Genomic DNA, 16,802 nt, shown 5'->3' on the forward strand with positions numbered 1-16,802 from the left:
ACGGCCCTTGCCCCTCGCGCGGTGTCAGTCTCCGTAGACGCGCCGCTGGAGCTCGGCATCGGTGGGCGGTCCGTAGTTGAACCGTCCGCGTTCGTCCTCGCCCGCTCCGGCACCCGGAGCAATGTTGAGCGCGTCTAGGAAGTTGTTCGTAGCAGCTAGCGTCTGATACTGCGCGAACAATTGCGAGAAGCGTGCCGTTTCGAGACGCACCTGCGTATTGAAGCGGGTGTTCTGCGCATCGAGCACATCGAGCAGCGAGCGGCGGCCGATGTTGAACTGGCTGCGATAGCTCAGCAGCAGGTCATCGCTGACCTGGCTCTGGCGACCGAGCTGCTCGGTGATACGGCGCTGCGTATCGAGCTGCTGCCATGCGAGGCGGACATCTTCTTCCGCTTCGCGCTGGCGATCGTGCAGGGCGTAGCGCGCGAGGCTCGCCTGGCGGACCGTTTCCTGCAGCTTGGCGCGATTGATGCCGCCGTCGAAGACGTCCCAGCGCAGGACCACGCGGGCCTGCAGGTCGTTCGTTTCGCCGCGGAAACCGTCGATATCCTCGCCCACGCGGCCGCGTGCTTCGATACCGATGGTCGGCCACAGGTCGCCTTCGGCCGAATCGACCAGCGCATTGGCTGCATCGACATCGGCCTGCGCTTCACGAACCAGCGGGTTGTTAAGGCGGGCCTGGCCGATGGCCGTCGGCAGGTCGCTCGGCATGGCAGCCGAGAGATCGGGCGGCAGCATGCCGGCCGAGATGTCCATGCCGGTCAGGCGGCGCAGCGAAATGTAGGCGTTCTGGAGATCCAGGTTCGCTTCTTCGCTACGTACGAGGGCCGACTGGAGGCGCTCTTCGGCCTGCTGCTGGTCGGCGATCGAGATCGAGCCTTCGTCCACGCCGCGCGACAGGTCGGTGACCAGCGACTGGTGGAACATGGCATTGTCCTGCGCCGCGGCAGCGACGCGCTGCTGGAGCAGCACGTCGAGATACTGGCGCGAGATCTGCAGCGCGATGAACTCGGAACGCTCCACGACGCGAAGCGATGCACCGTCGACACGGGCTGCCTGGCGCAGCAGTTCGCCGCGGCGGCGACCGAAGTCGAAGACGGTCCATTCACCGGTGATGCCGGCTTCGAGCGGATAGAGCTCGTCATCGGCAATGCCCAGCTGGCGACGCGTGTTGTTCTCGAGGCGGCGGATACCCGCGCTGGCCTCGATATTGACGCGCGGCAGGTAGAGACCCTGCGCCTGGCGGCGTTCGAATTCGATCGCCTCCTTGTTGAACTGGGCCTGCAGGATTTCCGGGTTCGACTGCATGGCGACCTGGATGGCCTCCTGCATCGTGACCGGTTCGGCCTGTGCGGTCTGCGCCATCACGGCCGGAGCCGAGCCTGCGAGCAGGAATGCAGCAGCGGTTGCAAGGGTTGTCTTGCGCATTGTTCTGTCCCCTCTCTTACTCGCTAACGATGATTTCGACGCGGCGGTTCTGAAGCTCGCGCACGCCGTCGGCGGTCGGCACGCGGGGCGATTCTTCGCCCTTCGCCTGCGTGGTGATCGAACCGGCCGGGATACCGCGGCTGGTCATGAGGTTGGCGATCGCCTCGGCGCGGTCTTCCGACAGGCCGATGTTGTAGGAGCTGCTGCCTGCGCGGTCGGCGTGGCCGACGACGGTAAAGCTGTCCCAGTTGCAGGTCGGTGCGTTCTCGACGACGTATTCGACCGTCTCGACAGCATCCTGCTGCGGCACGGCGGAATCGAATTCGAAGAAGATCAGGCCCGGTGCCTCGGCATTGCAGACCTCGGGCGGAGGTGCCGGCGGTGCGGGGGGCGGCGGCGCGACATAAGGCGTCGGCTCGCGGTTCATCATGTCATAGGCCATGGCGCACTTGGAAATGCTGACCTCGTCGCGGGTGTTCGACTTGAGATAGCCGAGCGCGATACCGCACTGGACCTTGGTCTCTGCCGCCCAGGTGTAACGCGGGTCGTTCGCATTCACGACGGCCGAGTTGTTGGTCATCGCAAGGCCGGCATCATAACGGCGCTCGATCTCGCCGCGCAGCTGGCTGCCTTCCATGCTCATCAGGTCATCTTGCGCGGATGCCGCAGCGGGCATCATGCCCACCGCGGCTCCGGCCAGCGCGATTGTCGCTGTCGTCTTCTTCATTGCAAAATCCCCTCTTGCAAATTCCGTATCAATTTTATGCCGTTGCTGCCAGCAGCGCGGCTTCATCTGTCTGGTCCGTCTGCACGATGCCGACGGCGTGGAACGGGTTGCCGTTGCCGACCATACCGTCGAGCAGGCCTTCGACCGGGACGGTGAGCATGCCGCCCTCGTCCGATCCCATGTCGTTGGCGGCGAAGTGAGCCACCACGGCATCGACCTGTGCTTCGGCGTGGAGTTCGGCCACCGCTTCTTCGAGGGCGGAACCGCCTCCGACGAGGCTGCCGGCCGCATCCTGGGGCACGGTGGCCTCAAGCATCAGCAGGGCTTCCATCGCGCTGCCGGTATCGCCCATGGCGATGCCTTCGAATGCGCTCGGAACGCCGGCGAAGACCTCGGCAGGATCGGCATAGTCGACCGCGTTGAGGTCGAGCCCCATGGCTTCCTCGATCCGCGAGCCGGTGAAGGCACCCGCATCGTCGAGGATATGCGCCATCGCGATGTCCTGGCCTTCCATGGCGTCGATCTCGACACGGCCACCGAAGTGCGCCGCATAGGCTTCCGGAAGCTGCGGCGCTTCGATCATCGAGGCGGCAGCAAACTCGAAATTAACCATGAGATCATTCGCGGAAGCGATGTCGCCATAGGCCTGCGAGAACTCCGCTTCGATCGCCGGCATGGCGAAGGCAGCGGCGCTTGCCGCGATAGCCGTTGCCTCGTTGGCGCGGGCCATCATGCGCGAACCGTCCATCGAACGACCGGTCATGCCGGTGGCTGCCGTGCTGTCGCTAGCCAGCTGGTAGTCGAGCAGTTCGGGCTGGACCAGAAGGTCGCTCTTGATCGCGAGCGGCGCAGCAAGCGTGAGGTCGGCATCGACGAAGACCGAGAGGGTCGACACGCTGGTGGTGTCGCCATCGTTGTCCGTCGCGCTGACTTCGAAGTCGAGCGTAACGTCCTGCGGGAGGATCGAGCGTTCGACCGTCACGTCCGCACGGAAACGCACAGTGCCGGTCGCATCGATGTTTTCCATCCGCAGTTCGCTGAACTCGATGGTGGTCGGGATGATCAGGTCGCCGGCAGCGGAGATCGTGATGATGCCGGTTTCCGTTTCGGCGACCGTGCCGTCGTCATTGTAGCGCGTTACCGTCCAGCGGAAGTCGACCGGACCCTGGCGAACCTGCTGCACGTTGAGCGTGACGCCGGTCAGGATGTCCGCATCGGTCTGCGGAGCATCGTTGATGCCAAGGTTGCCCGGCTCGTGGAATTCCATGGTGAACCACTCACCCGGATCGGTCCACTGGTTGGACACACCGAAGCCCTGGGTCGAAGCGTTCACGCCGTTTCCGTTGGACTGGAATTCGATGCGGCCGTCCTCGTCGACGTTGGTGGTGCTCGGATCGTCTTCCAGTTCGCGGAAGCCCGGGCCACCTGCCGAGAGGTTCAGTAGCGAGATCGTCTCGCTCGAACCCGTGTCGGGTGCCAGCAGCGTGTAGGTGTAGTTGCCGTCGACATCGACTTCGAGCGTGTAGACGTCGGTACCATTGGCCGAAGCCGTCAGGATCGCACCGTCGTTCTGACCGTCGTTGTCACTGTCGATCTGGGTCAGCGTGTAGTCGAGGCCGTCGATTACGGGACCGGTGTAGGCGATGTGGAACTCGCCATGACCGTCGCCGCCCGGCGAATAGTCGAACGTGCCCGTGCCGGTCGCATTCTGGGCGTTGGCAACGGTGACGTTAGCCGGCGTCAGGGAACCGATGATCGGGCTGTCGTCCTCGATCACCACGGTGATGCCTGCAGACAGGCTCGTGGTCGTGGTGCCGTCGTTCACGGAAACGGGGATGCTGAAGCCGAGGATATCTTCAACTGAAGTGTTCGCGTGATCGACCGGACGGTTGAGGATGACGTCATAGTTACCATCGTTGTCGATCGAAACGGCGATGACGACGCCTTCCGAAGTCGAACCGGTCAGGATATTCTGCGCTCCGTTGAGGCTCCAGACGATGGTCTCGCCGCCCGAAGTCAGGCCCGGTGTTGTCGGAATGCCCAACGTCACAGTGAACGCGTCGTTATCGGGATCGGAAATTCCGATCGATCCGCTAGCCGAGCGGCTGTCGGTCGTATCGGTAGGAGTGCCGACAGTGTCGGGGTTGCCGATCGGATTTGCGAGGGCGTCCTCCAGGCCTTCTTCTGAAACCGCGACATTGCTCGGCGTCAGGACCGGGGCATCATTCGAACCCGTGATCGTGATCGTCAGCGTGGTGGTGCTGGTATCACCGTCGCTGTCGACGATGGTGTAGGTGAAGGTATCGGTCTCGCTGTCACCAACGTTGAGATACTGCACCGCGCCGTTGTTGAGAACGTAGGAATAGGTGCCGTCGTCGTTGAGGAACAGGGTGCCGAACTCGCCGGTGGTCGAACCGCCGACTGTGCCTGCACCGCCGAAGCCGGAGATCGCGGTGACGGCAGGATTGCCCGCACCATCCGCGCCGAAGTCGTCGGCATTGGTCGTCACGACATTGCCGACCACCGAAGCGGTGTCCTCGGTCATGGTGTTGGTATCAGCCACAGCAATCGGACCATCGTCGGCGAAGCGGATGTTGCCGCCGAGGTCGAGGACCACGGTCTCTTCAGCAGTATCGCCGTCGCCATCGGTGATGGTTGCGGTGCCCGAGAGCGAGAGCACGCCGTCGGCAAGCACTGCCAGCTGGCTGTCGTAATTGCTGGTGTCGCCCGGCAGATCGTGATCGATCGCCTCGTACTGCGTCAGCGTCACTTCACCGGTCGAGGCATCGACCGAGACGCTGAAGACCAGCACGCCGTTGGCAAAGCCCTCGACTTCCGAGCCGTTCATGCTCAGCGTGATCGGATTGCCGCCGCTGGTCAGGCCGGAAACGGCATTGTCGATGACCAGCGAGTAGGACCAGGCGGTCGAACCCGCGCCGTCCGCGCCATAGTCGCTCGAGGCGATCGAGAATGCTCCGCCGAAGTTGGCCGTCGACACGTCGGTGTCGCTGGCAGCGCCTTCGGTGTCGGCATCCTGCGTGGTCAGCGTGATCACATCGCCGTCGGTGACCGTGGCATCGATAGCCGGGCCGTCGTCTGCGAAGCGGACGTTACCGCCGAGGTCGAGGACCACGGTCTCTTCAGCCGTGTCGCCGTCTCCGTCGGTGATCGTCGCCGTGCCCGTCAGGTTGACGAGGCCGGTGCCGAGCACTTCGAGCTGTGCGTCGTAGTTCGAGCTGTCGCCCGGAAGGCTGTGGTCGATTTCCTGGTACTGGACGAGGGTGACCTCGCCGGTCGAGGCGTCGACATCGAGCGAGAACACGATGTTGGTTCCGTCGATCACACCGCCACCCGGCGTCTGGGTCGAGCCGATGATTTCACCCGCCACGTCGTAGAGGTAGATAGCCACGCCGTTCTGGGTCAGGCCGCTGTCAACACCGGAAGATCCGACGATCGAGAGCGAGAATTCCCAGGCGATCGAGCCTGCGCCGTCGGCGCCGTAGTCGCTGCTGGTGACCGTGAAGGCGCCGCCGAAGTTCGCAGTCGAAACGTCGAAATCGAAGTTTGCGCCTTCGGTGTCGGCATCCTGCGTGGTCAGCGTAACTGCATCGCCGTCGGTGACCGAAGCATCGATGCTCGGGCCGTCGTCGGCGAAGCGGATGTTGCCGCCGAGGTCGAGCAGAACGGTTTCTTCAGCCGTGTCGCCGTCACCATCGGTGATGGTTGCGGTGCCCGAGATCGAGAGCACGCCGTCGGCGAGCGCTTCGAGCTGGCTGTCGTAATTGCTGTCCGAACCCGGGAGATCGTGGTCGATCTCTTCGTACTGCGTCAGCGTGACCACACCCGTAGTGTCGTCGATAGCGACAGTGAAGACGAGCGTGCCGTTGGCGCGGCCTTCGACCACATCGCCGTTCATCGAGAGCGTCACGGCAACACCATCGCTGGTGAGACCCGAAGTCGCATTGTCGATGACGAGGCTGTAATCCCAGGCAATCGAGCCAGCGCCGTCAGCGCCAAAGTCGCTCGAGGCAACCGAGAACGCGCCGCCGAAGTCGGCAACCGACACGTCGACACTGGTACCGCCAACGGTCTCTGCGTCGAAGGTCGTCAGAGTGACCGCGTCACCATCGGTGACCGTGGCATCGATAGCCGGGCCGTCGTCGGCAAAGCGGACATTGCCGCCGAGGTCGAGGACAACGGTCTCTTCAGCCGTGTCGCCGTCACCGTCGGTGATCGTCGCCGTGCCGGTCAGTTCAACGAGGCCCGTACCGAGCACTTCGAGCTGCGTATCGTAGTTCGAGCTGTCGCCCGGGAGATCGTGATCGATCTCTTCGTACTGGGTCAGCGTCACGACGCCGGTCGTGTCGTTCACCTCGAGGGTGAAGACGAGCACGCCGTTGGCGCGGCCTTCAACGACGTCGCCGTTCATCGATAGCTCGATGGCAACACCGTCGCTGGTGAGACCCGAAGCCGAGCTCACGACCGAAAGGCCATAATCCCATGCGATCGAGCCAGCGCCGTCTGCGCCGTAGTCGCTGCTGTCGACTGCGAAGGCACCGCCGAAGTCTGCGGTCGACACGTCGGTGTCGGTACCGCCGACAGTGTCGGCATCCTGCGTGGTCAGAGTGACCGTGTCGCCATCGGTGACCGAAGCGTCGATGGTCGGGCCGTCATCGGCGAAGCGGATGTTGCCGCCGAGGTCGAGGACGACAGTCTCTTCAGCCGTGTCGCCGTCACCATCGGTGATGGTGGCCGTGCCGGAGATCGAGAGCACGCCGTCGGCGAGCGCTTCGAGCTGGCTGTCGTAATTGCTGTCCGAACCCGGGAGATCGTGATCGATCTCTTCGTACTGCGTCAGCGTGACCACACCCGTGGTGTCGTCGATAGCGACGGTGAAGACGAGCGTGCCGTTGGCGCGGCCTTCGACCACATCGCCGTTCATCGAGAGCGTGACCGGTACACCATCGCTGGTGAGGCCCGAGGTCGCATTGTCGATGACGAGGCTGTAATCCCAGGCAATGCTGCCTGCGCCGTCTGCACCGTAGTCGCTCGATGCGACCGAGAACGCACCGCCGAAGTCGGCAACCGAGACGTCGACACTGGTGCCGCCAACGGTTTCTGCGTCGAAGGTCGTCAGAGTGACCGCGTCACCATCGGTGACCGCGGCATCGATCGTCGGCCCATCGTCGGCGAAGCGGATGTTGCCGCCGAGGTCGAGCAGGACGGTCTCTTCAGCCGTGTCGCCATCACCATCGGTGATCGTTGCGGTGCCCGAGATCGAGAGCACGCCATTGGCGAGTGCTTCGAGCTGACTGTCGTAGTTCGAGCTTGCACCCGGGAGATCGTGGTCGATCTCTTCGTACTGCGTCAGCGTCACCACACCCGTGGTGTCGTCGATAGCGACAGTGAAGACGAGCGTGCCGTTGGCACGGCCTTCGACCACATCGCCGTTCATCGAGAGCGTCACGGCAACACCATCGCTGGTGAGACCCGAAGTCGCATTGTCGATGACGAGGCTGTAATCCCAGGCAATCGAGCCAGCGCCGTCAGCGCCAAAGTCGCTCGAGGCAACCGAGAACGCGCCGCCGAAGTCGGCAACCGAGACGTCGACACTGGTGCCGCCAACGGTTTCTGCGTCGAAGGTCGTCAGCGTGACCGCATCACCATCGGTGACCGCGGCGTCGATGGTCGGGCCGTCGTCGGCGAAGCGGACGTTGCCGCCGAGGTCGAGCGTGACCGTTTCGTCGGCCATGTCGCCGTCACCATCGGTGATGGTCGCGGTGCCCGAGAGCGTGACGAGGCCGTCGCCGAGCACGGCGAGCTGAGCGTCGTAATTGCTGCTCGAACCCGGAAGCGCGTGGTCGATTTCTTCATACTGCGTCAGCGTAACCTCGCCGGTCGATGCATCGACCGAGAGTGTGAAGACGAGCGTGCCGTTTGCGCGGCCTTCGACCACACCGCCGACCAGGGTCAGTTCGATCGGAACGCCGTCGCTCGACAGGTTCGAGACCGAGTTTTCGACAACGAGGCTGTAATCCCAGGCAATGCTGCCCGGACCGTCGGCGCCGTATTCGCTCGAAACGACGGTGAATGCGCCGCCGAAGTCGGCAGTCGATACGTCGGTGTCGGTACCGCCGACCGTATCCGCATCCTGCGTGGTCAGAGTGACCGCGTCACCATCGGTCGAAGCTGCGTCGATCGAGGGGACATCGTCGATGATGTTGACGTTGATCGTGCCGGTTCCGACGAGGTTGCCGAATTCGTCACGCACTTCGTAATCGAAGCTTTCCTGTCCGGTCACGGTGTTGGCGCCATTGTCGCCGCCCTGACTGGGCACCAGCGAGTCGCCATCGACCGCGCTGGTCAGCGTGTAGGTGTATTCACCCGTATCGCTGTCGAGCGTGAGCGTACCGTAGGTGCCGGTAGCCGGCGAAAGCAGCGTGAAGGTCAGCGTGCCGGTCGCACCCGGAGCGGTGATCTGGCCGTCGGCATCGATCTCGCTGTCGCTCGCTGCATCGCTGCCCGTGGCGAGGCCTGCCTCGTTCACGGTTGCGTCGTCGTCGAGCACGTCAACGCCGACATTGTCGATGTTGATCACGAGCGTCGCGGTCGACAGATCCCCGTCAGCGTCGACGACCTGGTAGGTGAAGGTGTCGGTGGTGTCGGCGTTGGTCGAGTCCGAGAAGCTTTCGTAGGTGTAGCTGCCGTCGGCCTGGACGGTGAGCGTGCCGAGCGCGGTCGTGACCACGAAGGGTGCGCTATCGTCGCCGCCGGTGCTGCCGGTTACGCCGACCACCGTGATCGGGCCGTCTGCGCCGGGAACATCGACGCCGAAACCATTGTCGTCCGTGATGACATTGCCCGAAACCTGCGCGCCTTCGGTGACGGTGTTCTCGTTGTCGAGAGCGGTCGGGACGTCGTCGATCACTTCGATGTCGAGCGATGCGGTATCGTTCGAGCCATCGGTGTCGGTTGCAACGACGTCGAAGCTGTCGACCAGCGAGTCTTCGCCTGCGACCGAGTGGTCGAGCGTGTTGTCGCTGAGCTCGTACTCATAGGAGACGGTAGCCGCGACCACGTCGCCATTCGCGTCGAGCGTGACGTCGACTGCGGTGATACGGACGTCGCCATAATCGCCGGTGATGGTGATCGGATAGGTTTCGCCGCCACCCCAGACCTGGACGCCGCCAACGGTCAGGACGCTGAGGCCGTCCGGGCTGTCGACGGTGAAGCTGCCGCTCTGCACGAGTGCGCCGGCATCGGGCGAGGAGCCGTCGGCCAGGTCGTCTTCGTCGACGGTCAGTTCGGGCGTCTGGAGATCGAGACCGTTGATGGTCACGATGTCGTCAGCGCCGTTGATCGTGATCGTCAGCGTGGTGGTGCTCGGATCGCCGTCGCCATCGGTGATGGTGTAGGTGAAGACCTCGGTCAGGCTCTCGGTGGAGTCGAGGCCCTGAACGAGCGGATTCGTGTTGTCGAGCGTGTAGGTATAGCTGCCGTCAGCGTTGAGAACGAGCGAGCCATAGGCACCGTCGAGCGAGCTGCCCACGGTGCCGTCGGTCGCGCCGAACGCGACGCCGGTGACGCTTGCGCCATCTGCACCCTGCGTGTCCGCGCCATTGTCGCCATTGGCTTCGGCATCGGTGATGACATTGCCGTCGGCAGTCAGCGGACCGTCTTCGGTGACGCTGTCGGTATCGGCCACTGCGGTCGGGACGTCATCGACGATCGCGATTTCGAGATCGCCCGCGTCGCTGTCGCCGTCCTGGTCGGTGACGACCACGGCGAAGCTGTCGAAGGTGTCGTCGCCGCTGGTATTGGTGGTCAGCTCGTAGCTGTAACCGATGACGCCGTCCGCGATCGAGGTGATCGTGAGCGTGCCGAAGCTGCCGGTGAAGGTCTGGCCGACAGCGGTGACCGGCGTGCCGTCGATGGTGACCGTCGCCGGGCCATCGTCCGCGTCATAGGTGAAGGTGCCGGCAGTGAACTCGCTGTCGCTGGCAGCGTCCGAACCGGCCGGGAGGCCCGCTTCGTCGACCAGCGTGCCTGCGCCGCCCACGACCGGAAGGTCGAGCACGACGGGGCTGTTGGCAATCGTGATCACGAGGTTGGCGGTGGCGGTGTCGCCGTCGCCATCGGTGATGATATAGCTGAAGGTGTCGGTGACGCCGCCTTCGGTGCCCGCATCGCGGGTATAGGTATAGCTGCCGTCGGCTTCGATGGTCAGCGTACCGTACTCACCCTGGATGGTGTCGCCGGCCGAACCCGAGCCGTTGGCGCCGGTATAGGACGTGACGGTTGCGCCGTCGGCGCCCTGCGTGTCGTTGTCGAGCACATTGCCCCCGACCGGGCCGTACTCGCCTGCAGCGATGCCGTTGGCATCGTCTTCAGCCGACGGGCTGTCGTCGACAATCGTGATGACGATCGTGGTCTGATCCGTGTCGCCGTCGCTGTCCGTCACAACCATGGTGAAGGTGTCGCTGTCGGGATCCGAGAGCGTGTTGTCGGTCAGCTCGTAGGTATAGGTGTAGTCCGAACCCGAGCCGGTTACGGTGAGCACACCACGCGCGGTGGTCACGGTGCCGCCGCCGGTCACATCGACGCCATTGATGACGAGCGATGCGACGGTATCGCCGCCGGTATTCAGGTTGAAGATGCCGCCGGTGAATTCGCTGTCGCTGGCCTCGTCCGAACCTGCCGGTTCGCTGCCGCGCGCACCCAGGCCCGATTCATAGACAATGTCCGCGCCTTCGATGGTGATTTCGGGCGTGGAGTCGGGAAGCAGGGTGATCGTGACCGTGGCGGTCGAGACGTCGCCATCGCCGTCGGTGATCGAGTAGTCGAAGGTTACGGTGCCTTCTTCGCCCGGAGCAGGCGTGTAGGTGAAGGTGCCGTCACCATTGTAGGCAACGCTGCCTGCGCCCGTGAGCGTGCCATCGACCAGTGCGATCGCGTCAAGCTGGACCGAGTCGGCGCCCTGGACGTCGTTGGTGAAGACATCGACGGTGACAGGAGCATCTTCTGCGTCCTGGGTCGCGCTGTCGTCATTGGCCGTCGGGACGTCGTCGGTGACGGAGATCGTGAAGGTGCCGGTGGCGGTATCGCCATCGAGGTCGGTCACGGTCAGGTCGACGTCATAGGAAACGTCGTCGCCCGAGGTGTTGTCCTCGAGCGTAAATTCATAGGTGATCGTGCCGGCGTCCGGGTCATAGCCCGTGATCGTCAGCGTGCCTTCGCCCACGTCGAACGTCTGGCCGGGGCCGGTGACGACGACGCCATCGATCTCGACGCTATCCACGCCATCGGGCGAGACGAAACTGATCGTGCCGGCAACGGTTTCGCTGTCGGCAGGTTCGTCCGAACCTTCCGATTCGCCGGTGCGCGCGGGCAGGCCCGCTTCGTCGACGAGGGTTTCCGCATCGCCGCTCGGCAGGCGAGTGATTTCAGGAGTGCTGTCGCCGATCTCGATCGTCAGCGTGGCGGTAGCCGTGCTGCCGTCGGCATCGGTGAGAGTGTATTCGAAGACGTCCGACACGCCGCCCGGCGCATCGTCGAAACGGGTGTAGGTGTAGCTACCGTCGGCTTCGAGGGTCAGCGTGCCGTAGTCGCCGTCGATCGAATCGCCAGCAGAACCCGAGCCGCCCGTGCCGCTGAAGCCGGTGACCGAAGCGCCGTCGGCGCCTTCCTCGTCCGCGCCGGCAGCACCGGTGTCGGTGCCGTCGCCGGTCATCACGTTGCCGGCGATCGGGCCGTAGGTGCCGGCATCGACGCTGTCGACATCGTCATTGGCGATCGGCGCATCGTCGATCACCCGGATGAGCAGGCTCGCATCTGCGCTGTCGCCATCGACATCGACGACCGTCATAGTGAAGAAGCCGTCGACATCGCGATCGACCAAATTGTCGTTCAGCGTATAGGAGAAGCCGATTTCACCGCTGTCGAGATCGATGCTGGTGATGGTCAGAGTGCCGTCGTCGCTGACGAAGGTCTGGCCCACGGTCGTAATTTGAACGCCGTTGATCAGAACCGCGCTGACGCCGTCGGGCGCCTCGAACACGATCGTGCCGGTTGCGGTTTCCGCATCGGTTTCGTCACGCGTACCCGCGGATTCGTCGATGCCGTCCACGGTGCGTGCCGGAAGGCCTGCTTCATCGACCGTCGCAACTGCGTTGATGACACCCACCGGATTGTCCGGAGTTTCGACGACGATCGTGGGATCTTCGTTGACGTTATAAGGAATGACTTCCTTTTCTTCCGGCTCGGGGAAGAAAAGCTGCGTGTAGGGCAGGAGATCCCCGAGGTCGAAAGCATCCTGGATCGCGCCGGGATCGATTTCGAAGTTGCCGCCCGAACTCTGCGGATTGCCAGCTGCAGGCTGCGGCTCGTTGCCGGTCAGGAGAGCAGCAAGGTTGGCGGCCGGGATGGTGACGCCGTCGAAGACAATCTGCGGGACGATGATCGCGCCTTCGGGAATGACGATGCGGGTTCCGTCTTCGAGGACGAGGACGAGATCGCGACCGTCAGCGCGAAGGTTATCAAGAGAAGCGCCTTCCGGCAGGATCACGACGCCGTTCGCGTCGGGCTGCAGGACGAGATCGCGGCGACCGGCGGTTGCCGTTGCCTGCCCCTCGGAGTTCTCCATGCCGTCCTGGGCATCGGAGAATTCGTTGCGCGATTCGAAATTGTCCATGTCTTACGTCCTTGCCTGTGACGGGCAGGAAGGACCCCAGTCCCCCCTCTGCGGACATTTAAGGAAATGTCAGTCGCGGATTGCTGCGCCTGATTGATATCGCGAAGCAGGCATTGTGCCCCAACCGCTCCGGCGATCTTCCCTAGTGTCCGCGTCCCGACTTTTATTGTCTCCAGCCGCCAGCGAATCGTGCCCGCGTATGGATGAGCCGTTGCACGGGATGAAACCACCACTCGCTGCAGCATGCAAACCAATTAACGGTTTGATACTCTATTGATTTCTCGCACTACGCCTTTTGGGCCAACTCGATCCACCCTAACCTCATGTTTTTATGAGATAAGTGTGCCAAGTCCAATTTTGGGACACGGATTCAAGTCAAGAATGCCTTCCATATGACCGAAGCGAAGAAGGCTCTGAGAACGTTAACGACTTTCAGGAGGGGAAAAGGCCCGGCCTTTAGGCGGATCGGTCTGGGCACGCAGCGCCGAAGTGCCCGCGTGCCCTGCAGCTGGGCAAGAGCCGCCCCCGAGCCCCAAAAAGCTCCCGAAACCGGGGCTTCGCGCGATTATCGACGGTTTCCAATGAGTTGATTTAGGGCTTGCCGAATCGAACCAGGCAAGAATCGCTCGACTGCCCGTAATTTGTCAGGGATGGGAGCAACACTTTAATACTATTAACTATCAGATTTAACTAATCGGCCTACATATCTACCTGAAATACTGTGATAATGTCATTCCGTTTCAAGCAAGTTGACCGCTCGGTTCGTTTGAGTGAACTTAATAGTGCTTCGAAGGGAGCCAGCGTGCGGAAGCCGGCGTCAGGCCGGACATAATAATCGGGCCGCGCCGGTTCCAACTCTACCCCCTTCGAGCGGCCATCCGGAAATAGATGCCGGGGCCATTTATTGGAACGGACATTCCCCAAGGGGGGACGTCTCAAATTAGACTTGGGGTAAATACTATGTTCAAGGCATTTCTTCGTGACGAATCGGGCGCTTCGGCTGCCGAATACGCTCTGATCCTCGCCGTTGTTGGCGCTGGCATCGCTGCTGCTGCCTTCTTCCTGGGCGACGCAATCGACACCGCAATCGGCGCTGCCGAAACGGAAGTCGAAACCTGCTCGGCTGGCAACACCGCTGGCTGCACCGGCGCCGTCTAAGGCGACGCAATAAAGACCGCCTCCGTCCCATTCCGGGCCGGGGGCGGTTTTTTACAATGCAACTTCTGTTAATTTTGATGTATATGGGAATCAGAGACGTCAATTGACTGTCTCGTACATCAAAGGGGGGAAGTAAGATGCGGGGGCGTAATCTTATAATCCTAGGTATCGCGATCGTGGCCGGCCTTTTCGCCGTCTACCTTGCCAACGCCTATTTCAGCAGCGCCGAAGAGCGCGAAGAGCGCCGCGCGGAAGAGCTGCGCATGGCTCGCATCGCTGTCGCGACACAGGATGTCGCATTCGGACAGCCTATCACCGAAACCAACACCAGGCTGGTCAACTGGCCCGCGGGATCTGTCCCAGTCGGCGCCTTCACCAGCACTCAGGAAGCCATCGGAGGCGGCCGTGTTGCGCTTCGCCCGATCACGGTTGGCGAACCCATTCTCGCCAGCAAGGTCAGCGGGGATGACGGACGCGCCACTCTGGCTTCGAACCTTCCGGAAGACATGCGCGCAGTCGCAATCCCGGTGAACAATGTTGCCGGCGTCGGCGGATTCGTCCGCCCGGGCGATGTTGTCGACGTAATCCTGACGCGTCAGATCCCCGGCGACGGGGCGCAGACCACCGACAAGATGACGACCGTCGTGCTCGAGAACGTACTTGTGCTCGCAGCCGACCTGATCGCTGACGAAAGTCAGACCCAGCCGGTCGTCACCCAGACCGCTACTCTCCAGACCGACCTGTTCGGTGCGCAGAAACTGGCGCTGGCACGCGAGATCGGCACGTTCACCCTGGCGCTGCGCAACGTCGAGAATCAGACTGTCGGCGGAACCGAAACTGTCGTGGCCAGCGACCTCGGTGGCGGCAATCGCCGAATCTACGGCGGCGGCAATCGTGGCGGTGGTATTCGCGACGCAGGCGGAGCTCAGCAGGTCATCAATCTTGCTTCGGCTCGCGGCGGCACCTCGCAGGCCATGGCGCCTCGTCGCCCGCGCGGACCCACGATGAGCATCGTCCGCGGCACCGAAGCCGAAACCTATGAAGTGGAGCGTTAAGATGGCTAAGTATACCAAGCCGCTCGCCGCGCTCGCGCTGGCTCTTGCCGGGACCACCCTGGCACCGGTCGCCGCACAGGCGCAGGTACAGGGCCAGAACGGCATGTCGATGCACGCCGGCACAGTCGAAATCGCAGTCAACAAGAGCCAGGTGCTCACCGCTGACACCGCGATCGATCGCGCCATGATCGGCAATGACGCAATCGCCGACATCCTGCCGGTCTCGTCCAACTCGGTCTATGTGCTGGGCAAGGAAGTGGGCACCACTTCGCTGACCCTCTACGACCGCTCCAATCGCGTCATCGCGGTTATGGACATCTCGGTCGGTCCGGACGTGGCCAGCCTGCGCGAGCAGATCAACTCGCTCATGCCCGGCCAGCCGGTCCAGTCCCGCGTGTCGAACGGGGCGATCGTCCTGTCGGGCACGGTAAGCGATGCGGGCGCCGCGGACCGCGCGGTCCAGCTCGCACGGGCCTATGCGCCGGAAGACAAGATCGTGAACCTCATGACACTCGGCGGAAGCCAGCAAGTCATGCTCGAAGTTCGCTTCGCAGAGGTCTCGCGCAACATCGGCAAAGACCTGGGTGTCAGCAGCTTCATTTCCGGCGGTCGCCTGCAGGGCGCTACCGGCAATGGCGCCGGCCTTCCCGGCGGCCCCTACTCGCTGAACAACAACAACCCCTTCACGATCGATTCCATCTCCGGTGGCTTCGGAATCGTTGGCCGGGCGTTCAGCGACGTCCTCGGCGTCGATGTCGATCTCTTCATCGATGCGCTCGAGGAAAAGGGCATGGCCAAGACGCTGGCCGAACCGACCCTGATCGCGCTTTCGGGTGAACGTGCATCGTTCCTCGCAGGCGGCGAGTTCCCGATCCCCGTTGTTCAGAGCGGCGGTGGCGGCGGACAGGAATCGAACAACGCCGTTACGGTCGAGTTCAAGCCTTTCGGCGTCAGCCTCGGTTTCACGCCGACCGTGCTTTCGGACAAGGTGATCAACCTGATTGTCGAACCCGAGGTTTCCTCGATCGACCCGACGGCTTCGATCACTCTGAACGGCCTGCAGATCCCGGGTCTCCAGACCCGCCGCGCGAGCACCGTGCTCGAGCTGCGTGACGGGGAAAGCTTCGCCATCGCAGGTCTGTTGCAGCAGGACTTCAAGACCACGGTCAACCAGGTCCCGCTGCTCGGTTCGATCCCGATCATCGGCACGCTGTTCCGCTCGACCTCTTTCCAGAAGGGCGAAACCGAACTGCTGATCATCGTCACGCCGCGGCTCGTCGCACCGATCAAGCCCGAGCAGGTCCGCCTGCCGACCGATCGTGTCTACGACCCGAGCGAGGCCGACGTCCTCATTCTCGACGGCGAGGCCTACAAGCCGCGCCCGATGGAGCCGATCACGGGTACCGTGCCCGCCGATGCGGAAACTCCTGCAACCGGAGGAAGCGATTATGAATACTAAGCGCACCCGCATCCTGCTGGCCGGCGCGGCCATTCTCGCCGCTTCGGCTTGCACGAACAACGACGGCAGGCTCGACCTCACGCAAGGCGATCCGACCTGGGGCGATGCCAACCGCGCGACCATGGCCGCGCAGGTTATCGATCCCTCACCCGAGTACGACACGCCGATCCCGCCGACCTCCGCATCCAACGCGGTTCGTGCAGCGGATCGCTACCGCGAAGGCACTGTCGAACAGCCCGAGCGCATCAGCACCAGCGAAATCGGGCCCGACTAAGGAGCATGACC

Annotated in this window: 7 protein-coding genes; 4 read left to right on the top strand and 3 right to left on the bottom strand. The window is 63.2% G+C overall.

The annotated features are described in order from the left end of the window. Positions 1-24 precede the first annotated feature (24 nt). The 3 genes from K3163_RS12820 to K3163_RS12830 are packed head-to-tail and all read right to left on the bottom strand — an operon-like array spanning position 25 to position 12,845. Positions 25-1,428 (bottom strand): TolC family protein, encoded by a 1,404-nt coding sequence (locus tag K3163_RS12820; RefSeq protein WP_221427532.1) that lies wholly within the window; start codon positions 1,426-1,428, stop codon positions 25-27. Between the two features lie 16 nt (positions 1,429-1,444). Next, positions 1,445-2,155, bottom strand: coding sequence for an OmpA family protein (locus K3163_RS12825; protein WP_221429564.1), 711 nt, complete (start codon positions 2,153-2,155; stop codon positions 1,445-1,447). Positions 2,156-2,189: 34 nt separating this feature from the next. After that, positions 2,190-12,845: a beta strand repeat-containing protein gene (locus K3163_RS12830; protein WP_221554476.1), complete on the bottom strand. Its 10,656-nt coding sequence runs from the start codon at positions 12,843-12,845 to the stop codon at positions 2,190-2,192. A 960-nt stretch (positions 12,846-13,805) separates the two neighbouring features. Here K3163_RS12830 and K3163_RS12835 point away from each other — a divergent pair. From K3163_RS12835 to K3163_RS12850, 4 genes are all read left to right on the top strand, one after another. After that, positions 13,806-14,003, top strand: coding sequence for a Flp family type IVb pilin (locus K3163_RS12835; protein WP_221554477.1), 198 nt, complete (start codon positions 13,806-13,808; stop codon positions 14,001-14,003). Between the two features lie 137 nt (positions 14,004-14,140). Then, entirely contained in the window at positions 14,141-15,058 is a 918-nt protein-coding gene (gene cpaB / locus K3163_RS12840) for a Flp pilus assembly protein CpaB (RefSeq protein WP_221554478.1), read from the top strand. Position 15,059: 1 nt separating this feature from the next. Further along, entirely contained in the window at positions 15,060-16,517 is a 1,458-nt protein-coding gene (locus tag K3163_RS12845; RefSeq protein ID WP_221554479.1) for a type II and III secretion system protein family protein, read from the top strand. Beyond that, complete coding sequence (locus tag K3163_RS12850) at positions 16,507-16,791, top strand: hypothetical protein (RefSeq protein WP_221554480.1); 285 nt, start codon at positions 16,507-16,509, stop codon at positions 16,789-16,791. The genes K3163_RS12845 and K3163_RS12850 overlap by 11 nt, the downstream gene beginning before the upstream one ends. Positions 16,792-16,802 lie beyond the last annotated feature (11 nt).

Origin of the sequence: Qipengyuania xiapuensis, assembly GCF_019711395.1 — a bacterium.
Lineage (GTDB): Bacteria > Pseudomonadota > Alphaproteobacteria > Sphingomonadales > Sphingomonadaceae > Qipengyuania > Qipengyuania xiapuensis.

Coding starts and splice junctions, on each gene's coding strand:
- K3163_RS12820 (WP_221427532.1), bottom strand. CDS start 1,428: ATGCGCAAGACAACCCTTGCAACCGCTGCTGCATTCCTGCTCGCAGGC.
- K3163_RS12835 (WP_221554477.1), top strand. CDS start 13,806: ATGTTCAAGGCATTTCTTCGTGACGAATCGGGCGCTTCGGCTGCCGAA.
- K3163_RS12830 (WP_221554476.1), bottom strand. CDS start 12,845: ATGGACAATTTCGAATCGCGCAACGAATTCTCCGATGCCCAGGACGGC.
- cpaB (WP_221554478.1), top strand. CDS start 14,141: ATGCGGGGGCGTAATCTTATAATCCTAGGTATCGCGATCGTGGCCGGC.
- K3163_RS12845 (WP_221554479.1), top strand. CDS start 15,060: ATGGCTAAGTATACCAAGCCGCTCGCCGCGCTCGCGCTGGCTCTTGCC.
- K3163_RS12850 (WP_221554480.1), top strand. CDS start 16,507: ATGAATACTAAGCGCACCCGCATCCTGCTGGCCGGCGCGGCCATTCTC.
- K3163_RS12825 (WP_221429564.1), bottom strand. CDS start 2,155: ATGAAGAAGACGACAGCGACAATCGCGCTGGCCGGAGCCGCGGTGGGC.